The sequence below is a fragment of the Xanthomonas chitinilytica genome, from assembly GCF_026107455.2.
GTDB lineage: Bacteria > Pseudomonadota > Gammaproteobacteria > Xanthomonadales > Xanthomonadaceae > Stenotrophomonas > Stenotrophomonas chitinilytica.
On the sequence record NZ_JAPCHY010000003.1, the window covers coordinates 257,252 to 279,442 of the forward strand.

A 22,191-nucleotide genomic window follows, 5' to 3' on the forward strand; every position below is an offset into this window, starting at 1 on the left:
AAGAGCGGCAAAAGCCGCATTTGTTAAGCTGCACCGCAATTTTTCCGAGGAAGGTCGCCGATGGGGAACGCCGTGAAGTCCAAAGCCAAGATGCCGCTCCATTGGAAGATGGGGATCGGCTTCGGCCTTGGCCTGCTGCTGGGCCTGGTCGCGCACCTGACCAGCGCCGACGGCGAGTGGGTCCGCATCTTCACCACCTACGTCACCACACCGTTCTCCGGCCTGTTCCTCAACCTGATCTTCATGCTGATCGTGCCGCTGCTGTTCTCGGCGCTGGTCATGGGCGTGGCCGAGATGGGCGACATCCGCGCGCTCGGGCGCATCGGCTGGAAGACCCTGGCCTACACGGTGGTGCTGTCGGGCATCGCGGTGGGCTTGGGCCTGGTGCTGGTGAACCTGTTCCAGCCCGGCGCCGGCGTCGACCCGGCGCTGGCCGCGCAGCTGCTGCGGGAGAACGTGGAACGCAGCCGCGAGATCGTGGCCGGGGTCGGCGACCAGCCCCAGGGCATGAACATGCTGCTGTCGATCGTGCCCAGCAACATCGTCGCCGCGGCCTCGGACAACGGTGCGATCCTGTCGCTGATGTTCTTCGCGGTGATGTTCGGCATCGGCATGGTGCTGTCGCCGGAAGAGAAGATCGCCCCGCTGCGCAACATCATCGAGGGCATCTTCGAGATCTCGATGACCCTGATCGGCCTGGTCATCCGCCTGGCGCCGTACGCGGTGGCCTGCTTCATGTTCAACCTGTCGGCGATCTTCGGCTTCGACCTGCTGCTGCGCCTGGGCGCCTACGTCGGCGTGGTGGTGCTGGCGCTGGGCCTGCACATGGTGGTGACCTACGGCATCGCGGTGAAGCTGGCCGGGCGCTCGCCGCTGCGCTTCTTCCGCGAGACCCAGGAAGCCACGGTGATGGCGTTCTCCACCGCCTCCAGCAATGCCACCCTGCCCACCGCGCTGCGCGTGGCCGACCAGATGGGCCTGCCGCAGAAGGTCTCGCGCTTCGTGCTGACCGTGGGCGCCACCGCCAACCAGAACGGCACCGCGCTGTTCGAGGGCGTGACGGTGATCTTCCTGGCGCAGTTCTTCGGCGTGGACCTGAGCGTCGGCCAGCAGTTCATGGTGATGCTGGTGTGCATCCTCGGCGGCATCGGCACCGCCGGCGTGCCGTCCGGTTCGCTGCCGGTGGTGGCGCTGATCTGCGCCATGGTCGGGGTCAACCCGGTCGGCATCGGCCTGATCCTGGGCGTGAACCACTTCCTGGACATGTGCCGCACCGCGCTCAACGTCACCGGCGACCTGGCCCTGACCACGCTGGTGGCCAAGGGCGAGAGCGACCTGGAGCACCCGCCGCGGCCGGCCGCAAGGGACTGAGCCCGCGTTCCCGCTCCCCGCAACGGCCGCGCTCCTGCGCGGCCGTTTGCGTTGTGGCGGCGCCCTCCGCGCGCCGGGAACCGGCGCCGGAGGGCGGTTCCGTGGCCGGGTTTCTGACCGCTCCGGTTGTCTGTGGGACAATGGGCGGCCCGCAGCTCCGCGGGAGCCTCCCGATCCCGACAGAACCATGACGCAGCCCACCCGCCGCCAGTTGGCCAACGCCATCCGCTTCCTTGCCGCCGATGCGGTCGAAACCGCCAAGTCCGGCCACCCCGGCATGCCGATGGGCATGGCCGACATCGCCGAAGTCCTCTGGAACGACTATCTCCGCCACAACCCGAACAACCCGAAGTGGTTCAACCGCGACCGCTTCGTGCTGTCCAACGGCCACGGCTCGATGCTGCAGTACGCGCTGCTGCACCTGAGCGGCTACGACCTGCCGATCGAGCAGCTCAAGGCCTTCCGCCAGCTGGGCAGCAAGACCGCCGGCCACCCGGAGCGCCATGAGACCCCGGGGGTGGAAACCACCACCGGTCCGCTGGGCCAGGGCCTGGCCAACGCCGTCGGTTTCGCGCTGGCCGAGAAGCTGCTGGCGCAGCGCTACAACCGTCCCGAGTTCGAGATCGTCGACCACCGCACCTGGGTATTCCTGGGCGACGGCTGCCTGATGGAAGGCGTGTCGCACGAAGCCGCCTCGCTGGCCGGCACCTGGGGCCTGGGCAAGCTGGTGTGCTTCTGGGACGACAACCGCATCTCCATCGACGGCAACACCGAAGGCTGGTTCACCGACAACACCCCGGAGCGTTTCGAAGCCTATGGCTGGAACGTGATCCGCGGCGTCGACGGGCACGACCCGGACAGCATCAAGGCCGCCATCGACGCGGCGCTGGGCCAGTTCGACAAGCCGACCCTGATCTGCTGCCGCACCACCATCGGTTTCGGTTCGCCGGGCAAGGCCGGCAAGGAATCCAGCCACGGCGCGCCGCTGGGCAAGGACGAGCTGGAAGCCACCCGCAAGGCGCTGGACTGGCCGTATGGCCCGTTCGAGATCCCGGAGGACATCTACGCCGGCTGGCGCGCCGGCGGCACCGGCACCCTGCGCCAGGCCGAATGGGAGCAGCTGTTCGACAAGTACGCCGCGCAGTTCCCCGAACAGGCCGAGGAACTGACCCGCCGCTCGCACGGCGAGCTGCCGGCCGACTTCATCGCCAAGGCCGATGCCTACATCGCCCAGGTGCAGGCCGAAGGCCCGACCATCGCCTCGCGCAAGGCCTCGCAGCTGGCGATCGAGGCGTTCGCGCCGCTGCTGCCGGAAATCGTCGGCGGCTCGGCCGACCTGGCGCATTCCAACCTGACCCTGTGGAAGGCCAGCAAGTCGGTCGCCAGCGACGACCCGAATGCCAACTACGTGTACTACGGCGTGCGCGAGTTCGGCATGACCGCCATCGCCAACGGCCTGGCCCTGCACGGCGGCTTCATCCCGTTCGACGCCACCTTCCTGGTGTTCAGCGACTACGCCCGCAACGGCGTGCGCATGAGCGCGCTGATTCCCGCCCATGCCATCCACGTCTATACCCACGACTCGATCGGCCTGGGCGAGGACGGCCCGACCCACCAGCCGGTGGAGCACCTGGCGAGCTTGCGCTACATCCCCAACAACGACGTGTGGCGCCCGTGCGACGCGGTCGAGTCGGCGGTGAGCTGGAAGGCGGCGATCGTGCGCAAGGATGGCCCCAGCTGCCTGGTGTTCAGCCGCCAGAACCTGCCGCACCAGCCGCGCAGCGCCGAGCAGGTCAAGCAGATCGAGCGCGGCGGCTACGTGCTGGCCGATGCCGAGGGCGGCAACCCGGACGTGATCCTGATCGCCACCGGCTCGGAAGTGGCGCTGGCCACCGCGGCCAAGGCCGAACTGGATGCCGCCGGGCTGAAGACCCGCGTGGTCTCCATGCCGTCCACCGACGTGTTCCTGCGCCAGGACGCCGCCTACCGCGAAGCGGTGCTGCCCAATGCCGTGCGCAAGCGCGTGGCGGTGGAAGCGGGCGTCACCGGCTTCTGGCGCCAGTTCGTCGGCCTGGACGGCGCCGTGGTCGGCATCGATACCTTCGGTGCCTCGGCCCCGGCCGACGCGCTGTTCAAGCATTTCGGCATCACCACCGCGCACGTGGTGGAAGCGGCCAAGGCGCTGTAAGCGCGCGGTACGAAAAGGCCGGCGAAAGCCGGCCTTTTTTTTGTCCGCGATCCCGCGGCTCACAACCGTTCGCGTACTTCCATCAAGGCGAATCCGAGCAGGTTCAATCCGTGCCATGCGGCCGGGTTGCGGGCATCGGCATGGTCCTGCGCCAGGCCAATCCCCCAGATGGAATCCACCGGGCTGGCCTCCACCAGCACCTGGCCGGCGGTGGCGCGAAGGAAATCCCCCAGTGCCGCGTTCTGCGAGAACTTGGCCAGGTTGCCCTCGACCACCAGCGCATAGCGCGCCTGCGTCCACAGCGCTTCGTCGAAGCCCAGGATCCTGCGGCCCAGCGCCTTGGCCTTGTCCGGCGTCGTGCTGCTCAGCACCTGCTCGAGGATCCGCGTGTCGCCGAACAGCCGCGCCTTGCCCGCCATCATGTAGTGCTCGGCCGTGGCGTAGCGCACGCCGTCGATGCTGAAACCGGCGTCGTACCACTGGCTGAAGCAGGAGGCCGACACCCCCGTACGCGGCGGCCGGTGGCCCCAGAAGCAGAGATAGTGAAGGTCATCGCCTGCGGCCTGTCGACGCTGCAGGTCGTGGAGGAAGCGGGAATCGTCGTTCATTGCGAAGGCAGGGTGCCGCATGTCGCGGCAGCGCCGGCCAGCGGCCGGTATTGGCGATGGATGGTCATGCCGTCCGTGCCAGCGCCAACCGCAGCAGCCGCGCATCGAGCCGCTCGCCGAAGTCCTTCGGCGCTTCCAGGCCCATCCGCTGCAGGTACACCGCGTCGCTGTCGCCGGCCCGTTGCCGCAGGGCCGCCCAGACCGTACGCAGCTTGTCGCCGCGCGTCTGCGTGTTGGCCTTCAGCCAGCCCAGTGCCTTCACCAGCGCCTGCTCGACTTCGGTGAAATCGCTGCCCAGCGGGTAGTCCGGCAGGGTGCCGTCGGCGCGGAACGGGGCCAGTGCCGCCGCCAGCGCCTGCGGCGTGTTGCGTCGCCATTCGGCCGGCGCCTGCTCCGCGGCATCCAGCTTGCGCGCGGCCCTGGCCTGTTCCAGCAGGGTGGGCTGGAACGGCGCCTCGGCGATCGCGGCCATGCGCAGCACGCAGTCCTCGTCGGTGAGGCCGCGCAGGTCGGCGATGCCGTACTCGTCGATGTAGATATCGCGCAGGTGGCGCGGGATGGTGGTGTGGCCGTAGTTCCAGCGCACGTTGGATTCGCGCCGGCCGCCGTCGTCGCGTGCGGCGCGGAACATCAGGATGCTGCGCGCTTCCGGCAGCGCGTGCGCCATCGCCACGAAGTTGTACTGGCCGCCGACGCCGGACACCACGCGCCCGTCCTCCAGCGCATCGGACACCGCCGCGCCCAGCGCGGTGGCCATCATGCAGGAGTTGAAGAAGCGCGCGTGGCGGCGTTGCAGGCGCTCGAGCCGCTCGTCGCCGCCGTAGAGCTGGTTGATCTCGCTGATGCGGCGCATGCCGATGGCGCGGCATTCGTCCTCGGGCAGGGTGCGCAGCCATTGGTAGAACTCGGACGAGCCCAGGTAGAACGCGCCATGCAGGTACTCGCCTTCCTCGGCCAGCCGCGCGTGGTCGGCGGTATAGGCGCTGCCGTTCTCCAGCCGCTGCATCAGCGCCAGGTCGTCGTGCACCTTGCGCCTGATCACCCCGGTCTGCACCAGCTTGCGGAAGCCCTCGTTGAGCATCTCGCTGCAGCCGTACAGGCCTTCCTCGAATGGGCCCAGCCCGCCGATCTCCTGCACCAGCGGGTGGTTGGCCAGTTGCGGATCCAGTGCATGCAAGGCGCGCCGGTAGCGTGCGTTGTCGGTATGGCGCAGCACCAGTGCGTGGCTCAGCGCGTCGGCCAGGGTGCCGATGCCGATCTGCAGGGTGCCGCCGTCGCGCACCAGCGCGCTGGCGTAAAGGCCGATGGCGTAGTCGGCATCGCCGACCGGCTGCCGCGGCAGGCCGAACAGCGCCGGATAGGGGCCCGGCGGCGTGACCACCGCATCGAAGAAGCCCGCGTCCACCGTCGCGCTGCCGCCCAGCCATGGCAGCTGCGGGTCGACCTCGGCGACCAGCAACGGCCGCGGCAGGCCGCGCGCGGCCATCGCATCCAGGGTGTCCTGGGTGATGTCGTTGTTGCACGACAGCGACAGCCGGGGGCTGCCCTCGCGGCGCGCCACCTTCTGCACGATGGCATGCGGCGCGCGCTGCGCCACCGCATCGGCGGCGTGGGTGTAGTTGAGGCTGGTATAGCTGCGCTGCGCCTGGGTCGATCGCAGCAGGGCGCCGGACTGCATGTAGAACTCCTCGATCCGGACATGGGCGGGGAGCCGGTCGCGGGCGATCGCGTCGGCATAGGCCAGGCGCGGGAAGTCCTTGCCGAAATGGCGCTCGGCGAACGGTGCCATGAAGCGCGCTTCCAGCCCGTCGCCGTCGGCGCGTGGCGGATTCAACGACAGCGCCGTATACAGCTGCAGCGGACGCGAAGGGTCATTCTCCACGCGCGCATACAGCGCATTGAGCAGCCGGTGCGGCTTGCCCAGCGCCAGCGGCGCGCCGATGCGCAGGGGGCCGTCGACCCGTTGCAGCAGCCAGTCGATGGTGGCGTCCAGGTCGGTGAAATGCTCGGTCATGCGGCGCTGTCCTGCGGAGAATGCGGGCAATTACAGCATTTCCGGCTTGAACAGGCGGCGACGCGAGACTTCGTCGCCGGACACCATGAACTGCCCGTCGCCGCGATAGTGCACGGTGCGCGGCAGTTTCGGCACGCGCGCGACGTGCGCCTTGACGATCTCCCAGACGAAAAGGCCGTGGCGCCCGATCTGGCTGCCGTCGTACAGCCGGCATTCGAAGCTGGAATGGCATTGCGCGATCAACGGCGCGCCGACCGAATGCGCAGGCACGGCCTCCAGGCCGAAGTGCCCGAACTTGTCGATCTCCGCGCCGCTGGTGTTGCCGATGCCGACCACGGTGTCCAGCAGTTCGCGGGTGGGCACGTTGATGACGCATTCGCCGCTGCCCCGGATCAGCCCGAAGCTGTGGTTGGCTTCCCATATGTAGGTCGCCACCAGCGATGGGCTGAAGCCCATCACCATGTGCCAGCCCAGCGTCATGATGTTGCGCTGTTGGCGCCAGGCCGAGCTGACCAGCACGATCGGGCCGGGTTCGAGGAAGCGTCGCGCGTCGGCGACCGGGTAGTCGAGTTTTCGGTAGCGTCGCATCGCGGCCTCCGCGGGGCATGCCGGCGATGCTGGCAGGCGGGCGATGAATCCGTTGTCGAGGGGCTTGACAGTAGTTTCAATTACGTGCGTAATCGATAAACAAATTACAGGTGTAAACGATGATCCAGATCAGCGAGGCCGAAGCGGTGGTGATGGAAGTGCTGTGGCGGCGGCATCCGCTTGCGGCCGAAGAGGTGGTCGCGGCGTTGTCCGGCCGCAGCGACTGGGCCGAACCGACCATCAAGACCCTGCTCAACCGCCTGCTCAACAAGGGCGCGATCGCCGCGGAGAAGGACGGCCGGCGCTACCTGTACTCGCCGCGGGTGGCGCGCGAGGAATGGGTGCTGGAGGAAAGCCAGGGCCTGCTGGAGCGCCTGTTCGATGGACGGGTGGCGCCGCTGGTGGCGCATTTCAGCCAGCGCGGGCAACTGAGCGCGCAGGACATCGCCGAACTGAAGAAGCTGATCCAGGAGCTGGACGATGAGTGACCTGCTTGCCGGATTGACCGCCACCACGTTGGCCGGCACCGCAGCGACGGCGCTGGTGCTGTTGCTGCGCCGCCCCGTGCGTCGCTGGCTGGGAGCGGGGGCGGCCTATGGACTGTGGCTGTGCGTGCCGGTGGCGTTGCTGGCAGTGCTGCTGCCGGCGCCGGTGCTGGAGCCGACATGGGTGCAACCGAGCATCGTGCTGGAGCCGGTCACCACGATCGCCGATGCCGGCAATGCGGGCCTGCTGCACGGACACGCCGGATCGTTGCTGCTGTCGGCATGGGCCGCCGGCGCGCTGGCGATGCTGGCATGGCTGGTGCTGCAGCAGTGGTACTTCCGCCGCTTGCTGGGACCCCTGCGCCGCCGCGCCGACGGCACCTACGAAGCGTCGTCGGTGGCGGGATTGCCGGCGGTGATGGGCCTGCTGCGCCCCCGCGTGCTGCTTCCGCACGGCTTCGAGCAGCGCTACGACCGGCAGGAGCGCGAACTCGTCCTGCACCACGAGCGCATCCATATCCGCCGCGGCGACCTGCATGCCAATGCGCTGGTGGCCGGGCTGCGCTGCCTGTACTGGTTCAACCCGCTTTTCCACCTGGCCGCGCGCCGCTTCCGTTTCGACCAGGAACTGGCCTGCGATGCGCGCGTCGTCGCCGCCTATCCGCAGGCGCGCCGCAGCTACGGCCAGGCCATGCTCAAGACCCAGTTCGACGGAGTCGCATTGCCGATGGGATGCCATTGGCAGATCCACCACCCACTGAAGGAGCGTATCGCCATGTTGAAGCGTCCCACGCCACGACCGGCCCAATGGATGGCCAGCGCACTGCTGGTCGCCGGTCTTTCCGCCACGCTGGGCTATGCCGCCTGGGCGGCGCAGCCGGCCAGGCCGGCCTCGGCCTCGGCCGATGCGGCGGCATCGCAGGACCTGTACCGGATCCGGATGCAGCTGGAGGTCGATGGAGAGCGGCAACAGTTCGAATTGCGCGAACGCGCCGGACAGCCCTTCGCCTTCGACACCACCACCGATGCCGGCCGCCATTGGCAGGCCGAGTTCACGCTGGAGCCGGTTGGCGACAGCGTCCGCTTGTCGGGAACGCTTTCGGAAGGCGGAAAGCAACTGTCGCGGCCAACGCTGCTGGCGCGGCTGGGCACCCCGGCCGAAATCCACGTCGACTCGGCCGATGGCGGTTCGCTCTTCAAGCTGAAGATGCAGGCCCAGGTGATGGATGGCGTATCGGCAACGACTACGGCTTCCGCCATGCAGCAGGAGCAGCGTGATGGCAAGCCTGCCATCAGCGTCGAACCCTATGCCTGGGCCAGCGGTGGGACGGAGGCCGATGCCGAAACCCAGGCGGTGGCCGAGTACATGACGCCGCCGAAGTATCCCGCCGGCGCCTACGAGCAGGGCATCGGCGGCGAGGTGGTACTGCGGGTGGAAGTGGGGGCGGACGGCCGCGCCGGCGACATCACGGTGATCAGCGCACGGCCGCAGGGCGTATTCGAGGAGGACTCCATCGCCGCCGCGCGCCAGTGGACGTTCAAACCGGCGATGAAGGACGGCAGGCCGGTGGCATCGGCGCTGCGCATCCCGCTCACGTTCGAGATGGGCCCGGCCAGCCCATGAGCCGCGCGCTTCCCGTCGCGTTGACGGCGCTGCTTGTCGCCGGCTGTGCAGGCCACGAGCAGCTGCGGGCGGTGGATACCCGCGAAGAGAGCATCGACCATCGACTGCTGGCGCCGCATTCGGGGGGTGAAGGGGCCGGCAGCGTCCAGCCCTACCAGTTGCAACCGGGCGAAGCCTTCCGCATGCCGCGGCTGCAGCACGCGCCGAACCCGGAACTCGGCGCCGCCGAATCGCGACGGGAACTGGCGCCGACCACGGTCTGCCTGCAGCTGGTGGTCGATGCCGAAGGGGCGGTGGAACGCAGCCTGCCGCTGGCCGACCGCCCCGAGTGCATGGGCGGCAGCGCGGCCGGGAACGGCACCCTGCTGCAGGCGGCGCAGCAGGCCGTGCTGCAGTGGCGGTTCGCTCCGGCCGCGCTGTGCCATTTCGCCGCCGGGCAGGCGCCAAGCGACGACGGCGACTGCGCAGGCGCCAGCCGCATCGAACCGGTACCGGTGAGCCTGTTGTACGCCTTCACCTTCGAGATCGTGCACGGCCGCCACTACGTGCGCAGCCAGGGGCGTTGACGCCCGGTCGGAACGGACGGAACCGGCGGCCGGGGATATTCCGTCCTGTTGCCAGGCCCTTCGCCGGGCAATGCCGGCGAAGCGGCTACAGGCTGTGCTGGGCGGACTTCTGATGCTGCTGTTGTTCCTGTGTCCGCTGCTGTTCCATCGCCTGCTCCTGCGAGTGGCGTTGGTTGATGGCTTCCACCTGCCCGAAGCTTTCCTGCACCGGGCGCGCGACTGCCTCCTCGGTCAGCACGCTGGCCCGATGGTGGGCCGGGTTCATCGGGTCGCCCTCCACCGCAAACACGCGGTACGCGGCCGGCAGCGATTCGGATTCCACCGCCCGGCTCAGCAGCACATGGTCCACCCGCTCGAGCTTCCCTTCCTTCGCCGCCGCCAGCAGGCTGGCCGACAGGCATTCGCTGGCCTGGTCGAACGTCCGTCCGTTGGCCTTGTCCAGTTCGGCGACCTTGCCGCGGATCTGCTCCAGCATGGCGTGGTCCGGGTGACGGGGATCGTCCGGGGTAAGCGAAGGCGCCGACGGCGAAGCCAGTCGCGGCGATACCTCATGCCTGTCGGCGCTGGTGAAGTCCATGTAATCGAAGCGCCCCGAACTCTTGTCCAGCACGGTAAGCGACGACAGCTTGCCCAGGTCCACTCCGTTGCGCTGCAACTGCCCGGCATCCAGCCCGAGGGACTCGAGGTCGATGCGGGGCCGGGGCGGCACCTGCCCGGGGGGAAACGCGGCGTAGTCGCGGGCCACCACGTTGATCGCATGGGTCCCGTAGTAGTTGAGGTAGTCCGAATCCTTCTCCCGGCCCAGCGTGGCCTTGCCGTCGTAGAAGCATTGCTCGACGGCATCGGTGAGGGCGCCGGCGCCTTCGGAATAGGGGCGGCGGGTCAGGGCTTCGTAGGTGATGCCTTCGGCAAATCGCGGGGTGGGTGAGTCGCGATCCACGCATCGGGACATGGAGCGCTGCAACAATTCCGACTCCAAGTCCGTAGCCGATGCTCCCGATTGCCCATGAGCGATCCGGTCATTCAATGCGCGGAGCGCGAAGAGTTCCGCCGAGGCTTCGTCCCTCCTGCTCGTCTGTAGATAGGCCCGTACCGGCCCGGTCAGGTCCGCCACGGATTCGCCGGCTTCATAGGCCGTCACCATGGCGTTGTTCACGTCGAGGCGGAGTTTGGCCTGCGCCCTGGTCCGCACGTCCGTCAATGCTCCATGCATTGCCTCATGGCCAAGGACTTCTGTAAGTCGATCAAGCCGACGGGTTTCACGGGACTCGTCAAATAGCTTTTCGCTGATATAGATGGTTCCCGATCGTCCATTTTTACCGTCCTCAAAATGACCTGCGCTGTTGTGGTCATTAGAGATGGCAATGCGCCCGATCTGTCCATCTTTCGCTGCATTGGCGATCACCTTGGACAGAAGGGGCGATTCGGAAATGACCCTGCGGATGTCCTCTTCGGCCCCTTTGGGCATGCGTGGGTCGTCGGCCAGCCCGGCCAGTAACGGTTCAATGCGGAAATCCAGCGAAGCCATTACGTATTTCCTCCATCAAAGATAACGCCATAGACACAATCCCGCCGAACCTCATCCGACCCTACCCGGTAGATCAGAAGGTTCACGCCAAAACCCTGCTTTCCCTCTCCGATGGGGCGCCAATGTGACTGTATCCAGCCACGCTGGAAATCGAACTTGGGGCCCGGCTTGTAACCGATGGCTTCCAGTCGTTTGGAGAACTCGGCTGCTTCCCAGAGGCACACCGAAACCGGCCGTCTCACGGGTCCACGGCCGTCGGGCAGCATGACCCTGACTTCGTTCATCGGAAAGCCCGACGAACTGGGCATCGTCGAGGCAACGAACGAATAGCCATCCGTCATCGGTTGTATGGCGATTTCATACTCGGTCCCTGGCCTTCCAATCACGAAGTCCACCACCCCAAGGGCCGCTGCGAACTTCTCCTTCCCCGCATCGGCCGGCACCTTCAGCGTCTCGGCATGGCGAAGCAGCCGGTCCTGCAACTCGTCCAGGGTCATGGGCGTTGGCGATTGCTTGGGAGACGGGGCGCCTGCAGAAGGATGGGCACAGGCCGTTGTCGTCACAAGCACGAGGGCCAGCGCCAGAAGCAAGCCAGACCGCTTCATGGTTCTTCCTTGCATATCGGGGAAACGAGTGGAACATACCGCCAGTGGCGGCTGTGCTGCTAAGTGAGCGGGCCGATCATTCGTGAAAGTGTGGACTGCCTGGCTTTTTCCTGGTTCTTCGCTCAGTTGGGGGAGAGGTGCACAACCGGCCCAGCCAGGCTCCGGGCTGCATGTCCTGCTGGGGGATTCATGCGGCTCCTGTCGCGACTGACGTCGCTCCTACAACGCACTGCCGCCCCTTGTAGGAGCGACGTCAGTCGCGAGCTTTTCGGACAGCTCCGGGGATGTGTCCTTTCCCGCGGGTGGGCAAAACACTTCCCCTGGAGGAATGGCATGCCGGAACCTTGCTTGCCTGCCTCTCGCGTGATTCCCGATGAGAAGGATGGGCTGGCCGGCGTCCCGCTCAGCTCAACACATGGATGGCGTCGGCGATGCGGCGCACTTCTTCCTGGTGGTGGCTGACGTAGAGCATCGGCAGGCCGCTGGCGTCGCGCAGCCGTTGCAGGTAGGGGATCAGTTCTTCGCGGCGCTCGTGGTCCAGCGCCGACAACGGTTCGTCGAACAGCAGGATCGTCGGGTGCGACAGCAGGGCGCGGCCCATCGCCACGCGCTGCGCCTCGCCGCCGGAAAGATTGCGCGGATGCCGCGCCAGCAGGTGGCCGATGCCGAGCAGTTCGACGATGGCGTCGAAGCCGAAGTGGCCTTCGACATCGTCGTGGCGGCGGCCGTAGCCCAGGTTGCCGCGTACGTCCAGGTGCGGGAACAGCCGCGCGTCCTGGAACACGTAGCCGATGCGGCGGCGATGGGTGGGCAGGTTCACCCGCTGTCCGCTGTCGTACAGGCAGCGCCCGCCGATCTCGATGCGGCCGGACTGCGGCTTCACCAAGCCGGCGATGGCGTTGAGCAAGGTGGTCTTGCCGGCGCCGGACGGGCCGGTGAGCGCCACCACGCGCGCGTCTTCGCGGATGCAGATGTGGCGATGGAAATCGCCGCGCCGCAGGTGGATGTCGATGCGCAGCATCAGCGGCGACTCCCGATGGGCGCCGGCAGGCGGGAAGAGGGCGGGGCCGCTGCGCGCGTCATCGTTCCTCCCGCGTGCGTTGCCGGCGCGCCAGCCATTCCGAGGCCAGCAGCGCCAGTAGCGATATCGCCAGCGCCACGCCGGCCAGCCGCCAGATGCCGGCTTCGCCGCCGGGTACCTGCATCAGCCCGTAGATGGCCGAGGACAGGGTCTGGGTCTGGCCGGGAATGTTGGAGACGAAGGTGATGGTGGCGCCGAATTCGCCCAAGGCCTTGGCGAAGGCCAGCACCAGGCCGGCGACGATGCCCGGCCAGGCCAGTGGCAGGGTGATGCTGAAGAACACCCGCCACGGACCGGCGCCGAGCGTGGCCGCGGCCTGTTCCAGGCGCCGGTCGGTGGCCTCGATCGACAGGCGGATGGCACGCACCATCAGCGGGAATCCCATCACCGCGCAGGCCAGTGCGGCGCCGGTCCAGCGGAAGGCGAACTGCATGTGCAGATGTTCCAGCATCCAGGCGCCGATCGGGCCCTGGGTGCCGAACAGGATCAGCAACGCGTAGCCGGTCACCACCGGCGGCATCACCAGCGGCAGATGCAGCAGCGCATCGAACAGCGACTTGCCGAAGAACCGGCGGCGTGCCAGCAGCCAGCCGCAGGCGATGCCCAGCGGCAGGCTGGCCAGCGCGGCGACGATGGCGACCTTCAGGCTCAGCGCGATCGCGGTCAGCTCTTCCGGGGTGAAGGCGAACAAGGCGATGGCTCAGTCCAGCAGGGTGAAGCCGTGGCGCTCGAAGATCGCCCGCGCCGGCGGTGTCGCCAGCCACGCGACGAACGCGCCGGCATCGGCTTGCCGGCTGCCGTTCAGCGCCGCCACCGGGTAGACGATCGGGGGATGGCTGTCGGCGGGAAAGGTCGCCACCACCCGGACCTTGGGTTCGGCGCGGGCGTCGGAGCCGTAGACGATGCCCAGCGGTACTTCGCCGCGCGCCACCAGCATCAGCGCGGCGCGCACGCTCTCCGCTTCGGCCAGCCGCGACTTCACGCCGTCCCACTGACCGAGCTGCTGCAGCGATGCCTTGGCGTACTTGCCGGCCGGTACGCTGGCGGTCAAGCCCACGGCGAGGCGGCCGTCGCTGCCCAGCGCCCTGGCGATGCTGCCGGGCGCTGCCGGGTCGACCTTCGCCGCGCTTGCGGCCGGCGCCACCAGCACCAGGCGGTTGCCCAGCAGGTTGCGACGCTGCGCGGGGTCCACCCGCTTGCGCTGCTGCAGGTAGTCCATCCATTCCAGGTCGGCGGAGAAGAACACGTCCGCCGGCGCGCCCTGTTCGATCTGCCGCGCCAGCGCCGAGCTGGCGGCATAGGACACCCGCACCTCGGTGCCGCTGGCTTGGCGGTAGGCGCTGGCGGCCTCGTCCAGCGATTCCTTCAGGCTGGCGGCGGCGAACACCGTCAAGGGCGGCTGCGCCGGCGCAGCGAACGGGAGCAGCATCAACGCGAAGGCGACGAGCAGTTTGGGCAGCCGCAACATGGGACGATCCTCGTAGGGGGAGGGAAAGGTCAGGCGACGTCGGTGCGTCCGCCCTGCAGGTTGGCCTCGATCGAGGGCCGCATCAGTCGCGGTTCGGCCAGGGTGGCGTCGCGGGCCTGGCGGGTGGCGACGAACTCGGCTTCGCCGATGCCGTCGTGCAGGTGGATGTTGTGCCGGCGCTGCTCGCCGATGGTGGTCTGGTTGGCGACGGCGCGCCCGCCGGGGCCGTAGTCGTGGCAGATGAATACGCGGGTGGCGTCGGGCAGCTCGAACAACCGCTGCACCGAGCGGAACAGCTGCGCCGCATCGCCGCCGGGGAAGTCGCAGCGCGCGCTGCCGCCATCGGGCATGAACAGCGAGTCGCCGGTGAACAGCGCATCGCCGATCAGGTAGGCGACGCTGTCGCTGGTATGCCCGGGCACCGCGATCACCCGCGCCGGATAGCCGCCCAGCGCGAACGTCTCGCCGTCGTCGAACAGGTGGTCGAACTGCGAACCGTCGGCGCGGAAATCCGCCGGCAGCGCATAGCGCGGGGCCAGCGTGGCCTGCACCCGGGTGATGCCGGCGCCGATGCCCAGCGTGGCCTGCGGCCATTGCTGCCGCAGCCAGCGCGAGGCCGATACGTGGTCGGCATGGGCATGGGTTTCCAGCAGCCAGCGCACCTGCAGGTCGTGGTCGCGCACGTGCGCCATCAATTCCCGTACCGATGCGGTATCGACCTTGCCGCTGTCCGGATCGTAGTCGAGCACCGGGTCGATCGCCGCCGCTTGCCTGCTCTGCGGGTCGACCACCAGGTAACTGAAGGTGTTGCTTGCCGGATGGAAGAAGGAAACGACTTCGACGGACATCGGCCTCTCCTGTCAGGGTGTGCCCAGCACGTCATTGAGCAGCACGGCCAGGCGTTCGCCGGCCAGCCGCAGATGGTTTTCGGCCAATGGACGATAGCGCTCCACGTAATCGTCGGCCAGTACGCGCCGCGGCGGATAGACGCCGGGCTGGATGGCGATGCGGCAACTGGCCTCGGTCCACTGCTCCGGGTCGCGCGGGCTGCGCGCCAGTTCCGCGACCGGCGGCGCCGGCAAGGCCTGCAGTACGGCCAGGTAGGCATCGTCGGCCAGGCGCCGGTCGTAGATCATGCCGCTGTCCCACAGCGCGTGCAGGTTGGTGCCGCGGCCCTTGAACTGCAGCTGGAAGTCGTTGCCGCCCTTGTCGTGGGCATAACCGGCATGCATCGGCTGGTGGATGTCGCCGACCAGGTGCACCACGAACTTCAGCGCCTGCCGCCGTGCGGCCAGCGGCTGGTCGCGGTCGGCCAGCACCGCCGTCTGCGCCCTGAGCGCTTCGGTGACGCAGTTGCCATTGGCGCAATCGCGCTGGCGCAGGTATTGGCAGTCGTGCTCGGCGACGTTGACGTAGTGCCAGCCGGCGGTGCGCTTGCCCAGCACCGGATCGTTGCCGCGCAGTTCATCGGCCCAGGAGGCCACGCCATGCAGGGTGGGGTCGGCTTCGCCGGCCAGCAGTTCGGCGACGGCCTGTTGCGCCGGTGCGTTCAGGCGGGTTTCGGCGATGCGCGCGACCAGGCGATGGCCCTGTGCGCCCCAGGCCGCGGCGTCGAAGGCATGGGTGGAGGCCATCAGCAGGCCGGCGGCGAGCAGCAGAGGAAGTCGTTTCATCGTACCGATTCTACCGGCTGGACCGGCGTGCCCCCATGCGCGCGCCGCGACCGGATGTCGCGGCTGCCGGCGCCGGGAAAGGCGCCGGCAGGTTGCCGCCGGATGCTCAGAACCTGAAGACGTAGGAAACGCCGTAGACCAGCGGGTCGATGGCGACGGTGCCGATCTTCTGTCCGTCGAGCTTGACCTTGCTGTCGATGTCGGCCCAGCGCAGGTCCACGCGCAGCGCGCCGCTGTCGCCCACCGCGAAGTCGATGCCGGCATGCGCCGCCACGCCCCACGAGTCTTCCAGCTTCAGCTTGCTGCCGGCCAGCGCGCCGCCGGTCTCTTCGCTGAAGAAGGTGGTGTAGTTGAGGCCGGCGCCGACGAACGGCGATACCTTGCCCCGGCTGTTGAAGTGGTATTGCAGCGATACCACCGGCGGCAGCTGCTTGGTGCTGCCGACGCGGCCCAGGCCGTCGATGTTGATGTCGTGCTTGAACGGCAGCGCGGCCAGCACTTCGATGCCCAGGTTGTCGGCGATGAAGTATTCGCCGGTGATGGTCGGCTTGATGTCGCTGTCCACGTCCACCGCCAGGGTGCCGCCGGCCAGCTTGCCGTTGTCCGACTTCGGCGCCACCTGGTGGATGCCGGCACCCAGGGTCCAGTCGCCCTTGGACTGGGCCATGGCGGGGGAGGCGGTCAGCGCCAGGGCGGCGGCCAGGCTGGAGAGGATCAGGGGGGAGGTCTTGCACATATCGGTTTTCGCTTCTGCGTTGGGGGTGGGACGCAGTGTCCGCCTGCCTGCACAGTCCCGCTTTGATTCTGATCAACCGTGCCGGCAGCCCCTGCTAGAATGGGCGCCCCTTCACCTTCCCGCCGCGCCGGGCGCGGCCGCAGGAGCTACTGAAAATGGCAATCAAGGTCGGTATCAACGGTTTCGGTCGCATCGGGCGCAATGTGCTGCGTTCGGCGGTGCAGAATTTCGGCAACGACATCGAGATCGTCGCGATCAATGATCTGCTGGAGCCGGACTATCTGGCCTACATGCTGCAGTACGACTCGGTGCACGGCCGCTTCAAGGGCGAGGTCGCCGTCGATGGCGGCAACCTGCTGGTCAACGGCAAGAAGATCCGCCTGACCCAGGAGCGCGACCCGTCCAACCTGAAGTGGGACGAGGTGGGCGTGGACGTGGTGATCGAGTCCACCGGCCTGTTCCTGACCAAGGAAACCGCGCAGAAGCATCTCGATGCAGGTGCCAAGAAGGTGATCCTGTCGGCCCCGTCCAAGGACGACACGCCGATGTTCGTGTTCGGCGTCAACGACAAGACCTACGCCGGCCAGGCGATCATCTCCAACGCCTCGTGCACCACCAACTGCCTGGCACCGCTGGCCAAGGTGATCAACGACAAGTGGGGCATCAAGCGTGGCCTGATGACCACCGTGCACGCCGCCACCGCCACCCAGAAGACCGTCGACGGCCCGTCCAACAAGGACTGGCGCGGTGGCCGCGGCATCCTGGAGAACATCATCCCGTCCTCGACCGGCGCCGCCAAGGCGGTGGGCGTGGTGATCCCGGAACTGAACAAGAAGCTCACCGGCATGAGCTTCCGCGTGCCGACCTCGGACGTGTCGGTGGTCGACCTGACCGTCGAGCTGGAGAAGGAAGCCACCTACGCCGAGATCTGCGCCGAAGTGAAGTCGCAGAGCGAAGGCGCGCTGAAGGGCATCCTCGGCTATACCGAGGACAAGGTCGTGGCCACCGACTTCCGCGGCGAGACCTGCACCTCGGTGTTCGACGCCGAAGCCGGCATCGCGCTGGACGGCACCTTCGTCAAGCTGGTGTCCTGGTACGACAACGAGTGGGGCTACTCCAACAAGTGCCTGGAGATGGTGCGCGTCGTCGCCGCCTGATCCACGCGTTGCATGGATGGAAAGGGCGCCGCAAGGCGCCCTTTTTCTTGCGCTGTCGCCGGGCCCCGGACGGCGACGGCCGTCCGGCCGCATCGCTGCCCGGACGTGCCGCTGCAGCTGGACTGCTACGTCTTGACCGGACGGGGGCAGTCGCTGCGGCAGCCGGTGGATGTGCGGCGGCGGGTATGCCGGCATCCGTCGCGGATGGTGCATGCGCGTGCGGCCTTCGATATCGGCCCGGAGGAAGAGTGCAGCGACCGGGCGGGCGCAGCGCGGTGGAGCGTGATGTGCCTTGTGTTTCCGGCGCATGCCAATAAAGTGGTGCGGCACCTCTCTGCGGACAAGGACGGAAAATGGATGGGGCGTTGGTAATCCTGGGTTTGCTGGTGGTGATCGCGGTGCTGGCGATACCGGTGCTGCTGGCGATGGCGCTGGTATCGGTGTCTTCGCTGAAACGGCGGGTGGCGGCGCTGGAGGCATCGCTCGCGCAGCAGCGCGATGGCGACGTACCGCCGGCGCCTGTCGCAGAGCCGTCTGCGTGGAGCGGACAGGAACGTGCAGGCGGAGCGGCCCGGGACGGGCAGCCGTTTGCCCCGCCACCGGGCCGCGAGCCGGTGCCCATGCCGGCGACGCCGGCCGAGCCGATCATGCCGCCGTTGCCGCCTTTGCCGGAGTGGTCCGGACGCTCGGCCGCCCACGCCGTGCCCGAACCCGCGCGGGAGCCGGTGCGGGAATCGGCATGGCTGCCGCCGCCGGAGCTGAATTTCATCGAGCGCGGTATCGAACGGATCAAGCAGTGGTTCACCACCGGCAACGTGCCGGTGAAGGTCGGCATGCTGGTGTTGCTGGCCGGCGTGGCGGCACTGCTGAAGTACGCCAGCGACCAGGGCTGGCTGAGCATGCCCATCGAGTTCCGCCTGGCCGGCATCAGTGCCGCGGCGCTGGCGGGACTGGTGTTCGCCTGGCGCCAGCGCGAAAGCCACCGCGCCTTCGCGCTGGCCCTGCAGGGCGGCGCGATCGGCGTGCTGCTGTTGACCGTGTTTTCCGCGTTCAAGAACTACGGGTTGATCGATGCGGCGCCGGCGTTCGCGCTCAGCGTGGTGCTGATCGCCGGGCTGGCGGTGATGGCGGTGCTGCAGGAATCGCGCACGTTGGCCATCCTCGGCGTGCTGGCCGGTTTCATGGCGCCGATCTGGCTGTCCGACGGCAGCGGCAACCATGTCGGCCTGTTCTCGTACTACGCGCTGCTCAATGCCGGCATCTTCGCCGTCGCCTGGGTACGGCCGTGGCGCATCCTCAACCTGCTGGGCTTCGTCTTCACCTGGGGCATCGGCACCCTGTGGGGCGTGCTGCAGTATTCGCCGGCCAAGTTCAACAGCACCGAACCGTTCCTGGTGCTGTTCTTCGCGTTCTACCTGCTGTTGCCGTTGCTGTACGCGCGCAAGGCGGTGACACGGGGCAGTGCGCGGATCGATGGCTGCCTGCTGTTCGGCACGCCGCTGGTCGCCTTCTCGCTGCAGGCCGGGCTGCTGCAGGGCGAGCGCATGCCGCTGGCGCTGTGCGCGCTGGGCGTGGCGGCGTTGTATGCGCTGCTGGCGCGGGCGCTGATCAACAAGGAGCGTCTGGATGTGCTGGCGCGCGGTTACGCCATCCTCGCGGTCGGCTTCGCCACGCTGGCGGTACCGCTGGCGCTGTCGGCGCGCGCCACCGCGTCGGTGTTCGCGCTGGAGGGCGCCGGGCTGGTGTGGCTGGGACTGATGCAGCAGCGCCGGTTCGCGCGCTGGACCGGCATCGGCCTGCAGTTGGCGGCCGCGGCGGCAATGGCCATCGGCACCAGCAGGGCGCCCGGTGTCGGGGCGGCGGCCGTGGCCAATGCCGCGTTCATGGGCGCGCTGCTGATCGCGCTGGCGGGTTTCGCCACTGCATGGCTGTACCGTGGCGCCGGACAGATGCGCTTCGCCAGCGCCGCCTATGTGTGGGGCCTGGCCTGGTGGCTGGGCAACATCACCCTGGAGATCGGCGATTTCGTCGAATCCGGCAGTCGTCTGCACGCGGTGCTGGTGATGCTGGGCGTGACCGGCTGGCTGGCGGCGGAGGTGCAGCGTCGCGCGCCGGCATTGGCGCTGTCGTTGACCACGCTGGGCAGCTTCGTGCTGGCGTTCCCTGTGGCGTTCCTGCAGCTGTCCGAGTACGGCCAGCCGTTCGCCGGCCATGGCGCATGGGCGTGGCCGCTGTTCGCGGTACTGGGCGTGCGCAGCCTGTTGTGCCTGCGCGCCGGCAGCGGTGCGGTGGCCGGGCTGGCGCAACTGGCATGGTGGCTGTTGTGGCCGACCGTGTTGTCGCTGCTGGCCTGGCACGTGGGCGAGCGCTTCCATCTGGCCGAGGGTTGGGTGGGCATGCTGCTGGCGCTGCCATGGCTGCTGCTGGCGGCGCTGTCGATGCGTCGCTGGGCCTGGCTGGCACAGCCGCAGGGGGCAGCGTTCGATCGTTATCGCGTCGCGCTGCAGGCGACCGTGTTCGGCGTGCTGGGCCTGTGGTGGCTGGGCTCGCTGTCCAGCGCGGGCGGTGCGGCGCCGCTGCCCTGGATCGTGGTGTTCAATCCGCTGGAGCTGGCCGGGATCGCCGTGCTGGTGCTGGCCGCGATGCGTCTGTGGGAGGGGCGTGGCGAGCGCATCGCGCCCGCGCAGCTGGTGGGCATGGCGGTGGCCGCCCTGGTGCTGGTGACGGTGATGACCCTGCGCGCGGTGCACCACTGGGGCGGCGAGCCATGGAACGAGGCATTGCTGGGCACCAAGCTGGCGCAGACCAGTCTGACGGTGGTGTGGAGCCTGCTGGGCGTGGTGGGCTGGATATCCGGTTCGCGACGCGGACAGTGGGGGCTGTGGTTGGCCGGCGCGATCCTGATGGGGGTGGTGCTGGCCAAGCTGCTGCTGGTGGACCGCGGCAACCTGGGCGACCTGCTCGGCATCGGTGCCTTCATTGCCTACGGCCTGCTGTGCACGCTGGTGGGCTGGCTGGCGCCGGCGCCGCCGCGGCGCACGCCGGCCATCGACAACAACCACGAGGAAGCATCCGCATGATGAAGCATCTGCTGTGGCTGGCCCTGTTGCCGCTGGGTGCACAGGCCGCCGATGATTTCGCCAGGCAATGGCCGTTGCAGTTGTCCCAGCCCGAGGCCGGTGCCTACCGGGTACCGCTGGACGCATCGGTGTATGCCGCCGCGCACTGGCGCGACCTGCGCGACGTGCGGGTGGTCGATGCCGACGGCAAGCCGGTGGCCAGCGCGGTGCATGCGGCGGCGGTGCCGCCGCCCGCGCCGGTGCGGACGGTCGAACTGCGGTGGTTCGCGCTGCCGGTGACGGCGGCGGGCGACGACGACCTGAGCGTGGTGGTGCGGCGCGATGCCGGCGGCAAGGTGCTGTCGATCCGCAATTCCGTCGCCCGTGGTGGAAGCAGCGGCGCGGCCGACCCGGTGTGGCTGGTGGACCTGGGCGAGGACGCGGGCAAGCTGCGCGCGCTGGTCGTGGACTGGGCCGATGCCACGGCGACGCTGGATCTGGGCTACCGGCTGGAAGGCAGCGACGACCTGCGTGGCTGGCAGCTGCTGGACCCGCAGGTACGGCTGGTGCAGCTGCGCAACCAGGGCCGCGAACTACGCAACGACACCATCGAGGTGGCTACCGCGATGCGTTACCTGCGGCTGGTGCCCTTGCAGCGTACGGGCGCGCCAGCGCTGCGCGGGCTGCGCGGCGAAATGGCCGATACGGCCGAGGCCGGCGATTGGCAGTGGCAGGAACTGCAGGCGGCAACGGCGGGCGATGCCAAGGACGGCTACCTGTACCAGCTGCAGGGGCGTTGGCCTGTGCAGCGGCTGGATGTGGTGATGCCGGCCAACAGCACGGCGAGCTGGACGGTGTCCAGCCGCGATCCGGACCGGATGAGCGGTGGCGATGCGACGTCGGCATGGCGGGTGCAGGCCATTGGCTGGAATGCCTGGAACCTGAGCGCGACAGGCCAGCAGCAGCGTTCGGCGCCGCTGCAGTTGCCGGGAGCGGTCAGCGATCGCGAATGGCGATTGCAGGCCGGGCCGGAAGCGGTGTCGGCAGCGGCGCCGGTATTGCGGCTGGGTTACCGGCCGGGCAGCGTGGTGTTCCTTGCGCAGGGGCGGGCGCCGTATCTGCTGGTTGCCGGCAGTGCCAACGTGGCGGAGGCGCAGGCGGCGCTGGATCCGATGCTAGACGCCCTGCGCGCGCGCAACGGCGCGCAATGGCAGCCGGCCGTCGCCAGCCTTGGTGCGGGCGTGCAGCGCGCCGGTGACGCGGCTTACCAGCCGGCCAGGGCGCCGCGCGACTGGAAGAACGTGGTGCTGTGGGCGGTACTGGTGTTGGGCGCGCTGGCGGTGGCCGGCTTCGCCCTGAGCCTGGTGCGAAGCAACCGTGGCTCCCATGGCGGCGGGGGACAGGCGTGATGGAGGGGCACCGACGGGGGCATCCGCAGGT

General features: G+C 68.5%; 19 protein-coding genes. 8 read left to right on the forward strand and 11 right to left on the reverse strand.

Going from position 1 to position 22,191, the window contains the following annotated elements:
- Nucleotides 1-90 precede the first annotated feature (90 nt).
- Nucleotides 91-1,371 (forward strand): dicarboxylate/amino acid:cation symporter, encoded by a 1,281-nt coding sequence (locus tag OK345_RS05110; RefSeq protein ID WP_425510951.1) that lies wholly within the window; start codon nt 91-93, stop codon nt 1,369-1,371.
- A gap of 187 nt (nt 1,372-1,558) precedes the next feature.
- Complete coding sequence (tkt, locus tag OK345_RS05115) at nt 1,559-3,559, forward strand: transketolase (protein WP_265126848.1); 2,001 nt, start codon at nt 1,559-1,561, stop codon at nt 3,557-3,559.
- A gap of 59 nt (nt 3,560-3,618) precedes the next feature.
- Here tkt and ybiA read toward each other — a convergent pair whose 3' ends face one another.
- From ybiA to OK345_RS05130, 3 genes are all read right to left on the reverse strand, one after another.
- Nucleotides 3,619-4,167 (reverse strand): riboflavin biosynthesis intermediates N-glycosidase, encoded by a 549-nt coding sequence (gene ybiA / locus OK345_RS05120; RefSeq protein ID WP_265126849.1) that lies wholly within the window; start codon nt 4,165-4,167, stop codon nt 3,619-3,621.
- 64 nt (nt 4,168-4,231) lie between these two features.
- Entirely contained in the window at nt 4,232-6,181 is a 1,950-nt protein-coding gene (locus OK345_RS05125; protein WP_265126850.1) for an acetyl-CoA hydrolase/transferase C-terminal domain-containing protein, read from the reverse strand.
- A 30-nt stretch (nt 6,182-6,211) separates the two neighbouring features.
- Complete coding sequence (locus OK345_RS05130) at nt 6,212-6,769, reverse strand: flavin reductase family protein (protein WP_265126851.1); 558 nt, start codon at nt 6,767-6,769, stop codon at nt 6,212-6,214.
- A 119-nt stretch (nt 6,770-6,888) separates the two neighbouring features.
- Between OK345_RS05130 and OK345_RS05135 the strand changes: the two genes are divergently transcribed.
- The 3 genes from OK345_RS05135 to OK345_RS05145 are packed head-to-tail and all read left to right on the forward strand — an operon-like array spanning nt 6,889 to nt 9,444.
- The gene (locus OK345_RS05135; protein WP_265126852.1) at nt 6,889-7,257 is read left to right on the forward strand and encodes a BlaI/MecI/CopY family transcriptional regulator; all 369 of its coding nucleotides are present in this window, start codon (nt 6,889-6,891) and stop codon (nt 7,255-7,257) included.
- Nucleotides 7,250-8,878 (forward strand): TonB family protein, encoded by a 1,629-nt coding sequence (locus OK345_RS05140; RefSeq protein ID WP_265126853.1) that lies wholly within the window; start codon nt 7,250-7,252, stop codon nt 8,876-8,878. Before OK345_RS05135 ends, OK345_RS05140 begins: the two co-directional genes overlap by 8 nt.
- The gene (locus tag OK345_RS05145) at nt 8,875-9,444 is read left to right on the forward strand and encodes a hypothetical protein (protein ID WP_265126854.1); all 570 of its coding nucleotides are present in this window, start codon (nt 8,875-8,877) and stop codon (nt 9,442-9,444) included. Before OK345_RS05140 ends, OK345_RS05145 begins: the two co-directional genes overlap by 4 nt.
- An 85-nt stretch (nt 9,445-9,529) precedes the next feature.
- Here OK345_RS05145 and OK345_RS05150 read toward each other — a convergent pair whose 3' ends face one another.
- The 8 genes from OK345_RS05150 to OK345_RS05185 form a co-directional block, all read right to left on the reverse strand.
- The gene (locus tag OK345_RS05150; protein WP_265126855.1) at nt 9,530-10,972 is read right to left on the reverse strand and encodes an XVIPCD domain-containing protein; all 1,443 of its coding nucleotides are present in this window, start codon (nt 10,970-10,972) and stop codon (nt 9,530-9,532) included.
- On the reverse strand, nt 10,972-11,469 hold the full coding sequence (locus OK345_RS05155) for a hypothetical protein (RefSeq protein WP_265126856.1): 498 nt from the start codon (nt 11,467-11,469) through the stop codon (nt 10,972-10,974). The genes OK345_RS05150 and OK345_RS05155 overlap by 1 nt, the downstream gene beginning before the upstream one ends.
- A 511-nt stretch (nt 11,470-11,980) precedes the next feature.
- Nucleotides 11,981-12,598: a molybdenum ABC transporter ATP-binding protein gene (locus tag OK345_RS05160; protein ID WP_265126857.1), complete on the reverse strand. Its 618-nt coding sequence runs from the start codon at nt 12,596-12,598 to the stop codon at nt 11,981-11,983.
- A 58-nt stretch (nt 12,599-12,656) separates the two neighbouring features.
- Entirely contained in the window at nt 12,657-13,349 is a 693-nt protein-coding gene (gene modB / locus OK345_RS05165) for a molybdate ABC transporter permease subunit (protein WP_265126858.1), read from the reverse strand.
- A 9-nt stretch (nt 13,350-13,358) separates the two neighbouring features.
- Entirely contained in the window at nt 13,359-14,126 is a 768-nt protein-coding gene (modA, locus tag OK345_RS05170) for a molybdate ABC transporter substrate-binding protein (protein ID WP_265154930.1), read from the reverse strand.
- Between the two features lie 29 nt (nt 14,127-14,155).
- Complete coding sequence (locus OK345_RS05175; protein WP_265126859.1) at nt 14,156-14,974, reverse strand: MBL fold metallo-hydrolase; 819 nt, start codon at nt 14,972-14,974, stop codon at nt 14,156-14,158.
- Nucleotides 14,975-14,986: 12 nt separating this feature from the next.
- Nucleotides 14,987-15,799, reverse strand: a complete 813-nt coding sequence (locus tag OK345_RS05180; RefSeq protein WP_265154933.1) for a S1/P1 nuclease — start codon at nt 15,797-15,799, stop codon at nt 14,987-14,989.
- A 106-nt stretch (nt 15,800-15,905) separates the two neighbouring features.
- On the reverse strand, nt 15,906-16,535 hold the full coding sequence (locus tag OK345_RS05185; protein ID WP_265126860.1) for an OmpW/AlkL family protein: 630 nt from the start codon (nt 16,533-16,535) through the stop codon (nt 15,906-15,908).
- A gap of 155 nt (nt 16,536-16,690) precedes the next feature.
- Here OK345_RS05185 and gap point away from each other — a divergent pair, with 155 nt between their 5' ends.
- The 3 genes from gap to OK345_RS05200 all read left to right on the forward strand — a co-directional run bounded on the left by gap (nt 16,691) and on the right by OK345_RS05200 (nt 22,160).
- Nucleotides 16,691-17,692: a type I glyceraldehyde-3-phosphate dehydrogenase gene (gap, locus tag OK345_RS05190; RefSeq protein ID WP_265126861.1), complete on the forward strand. Its 1,002-nt coding sequence runs from the start codon at nt 16,691-16,693 to the stop codon at nt 17,690-17,692.
- A 365-nt stretch (nt 17,693-18,057) separates the two neighbouring features.
- Entirely contained in the window at nt 18,058-20,772 is a 2,715-nt protein-coding gene (locus OK345_RS05195) for a DUF2339 domain-containing protein (RefSeq protein WP_265154935.1), read from the forward strand.
- Nucleotides 20,769-22,160: a DUF3999 domain-containing protein gene (locus tag OK345_RS05200; protein ID WP_265126863.1), complete on the forward strand. Its 1,392-nt coding sequence runs from the start codon at nt 20,769-20,771 to the stop codon at nt 22,158-22,160. Before OK345_RS05195 ends, OK345_RS05200 begins: the two co-directional genes overlap by 4 nt.
- The last annotated feature ends 31 nt before the right edge of the window (nt 22,161-22,191 follow it).

What these genes read in the sequence shown, in the direction of transcription:
- OK345_RS05135 (WP_265126852.1), top strand. Translation starts at nt 6,889, where the DNA reads ATGATCCAGATCAGCGAGGCCGAAGCGGTGGTGATGGAAGTGCTGTGG.
- tkt (WP_265126848.1), top strand. Translation starts at nt 1,559, where the DNA reads ATGACGCAGCCCACCCGCCGCCAGTTGGCCAACGCCATCCGCTTCCTT.
- OK345_RS05125 (WP_265126850.1), bottom strand. Translation starts at nt 6,181, where the DNA reads ATGACCGAGCATTTCACCGACCTGGACGCCACCATCGACTGGCTGCTG.
- OK345_RS05130 (WP_265126851.1), bottom strand. Translation starts at nt 6,769, where the DNA reads ATGCGACGCTACCGAAAACTCGACTACCCGGTCGCCGACGCGCGACGC.
- gap (WP_265126861.1), top strand. Translation starts at nt 16,691, where the DNA reads ATGGCAATCAAGGTCGGTATCAACGGTTTCGGTCGCATCGGGCGCAAT.
- OK345_RS05200 (WP_265126863.1), top strand. Translation starts at nt 20,769, where the DNA reads ATGATGAAGCATCTGCTGTGGCTGGCCCTGTTGCCGCTGGGTGCACAG.
- OK345_RS05150 (WP_265126855.1), bottom strand. Translation starts at nt 10,972, where the DNA reads ATGGCTTCGCTGGATTTCCGCATTGAACCGTTACTGGCCGGGCTGGCC.
- OK345_RS05160 (WP_265126857.1), bottom strand. Translation starts at nt 12,598, where the DNA reads ATGCTGCGCATCGACATCCACCTGCGGCGCGGCGATTTCCATCGCCAC.
- modA (WP_265154930.1), bottom strand. Translation starts at nt 14,126, where the DNA reads ATGTTGCGGCTGCCCAAACTGCTCGTCGCCTTCGCGTTGATGCTGCTC.
- OK345_RS05180 (WP_265154933.1), bottom strand. Translation starts at nt 15,799, where the DNA reads ATGAAACGACTTCCTCTGCTGCTCGCCGCCGGCCTGCTGATGGCCTCC.
- OK345_RS05110 (WP_425510951.1), top strand. Translation starts at nt 91, where the DNA reads ATGCCGCTCCATTGGAAGATGGGGATCGGCTTCGGCCTTGGCCTGCTG.
- OK345_RS05185 (WP_265126860.1), bottom strand. Translation starts at nt 16,535, where the DNA reads ATGTGCAAGACCTCCCCCCTGATCCTCTCCAGCCTGGCCGCCGCCCTG.
- OK345_RS05175 (WP_265126859.1), bottom strand. Translation starts at nt 14,974, where the DNA reads ATGTCCGTCGAAGTCGTTTCCTTCTTCCATCCGGCAAGCAACACCTTC.
- OK345_RS05155 (WP_265126856.1), bottom strand. Translation starts at nt 11,469, where the DNA reads ATGACCCTGGACGAGTTGCAGGACCGGCTGCTTCGCCATGCCGAGACG.
- OK345_RS05145 (WP_265126854.1), top strand. Translation starts at nt 8,875, where the DNA reads ATGAGCCGCGCGCTTCCCGTCGCGTTGACGGCGCTGCTTGTCGCCGGC.
- ybiA (WP_265126849.1), bottom strand. Translation starts at nt 4,167, where the DNA reads ATGAACGACGATTCCCGCTTCCTCCACGACCTGCAGCGTCGACAGGCC.
- OK345_RS05140 (WP_265126853.1), top strand. Translation starts at nt 7,250, where the DNA reads ATGAGTGACCTGCTTGCCGGATTGACCGCCACCACGTTGGCCGGCACC.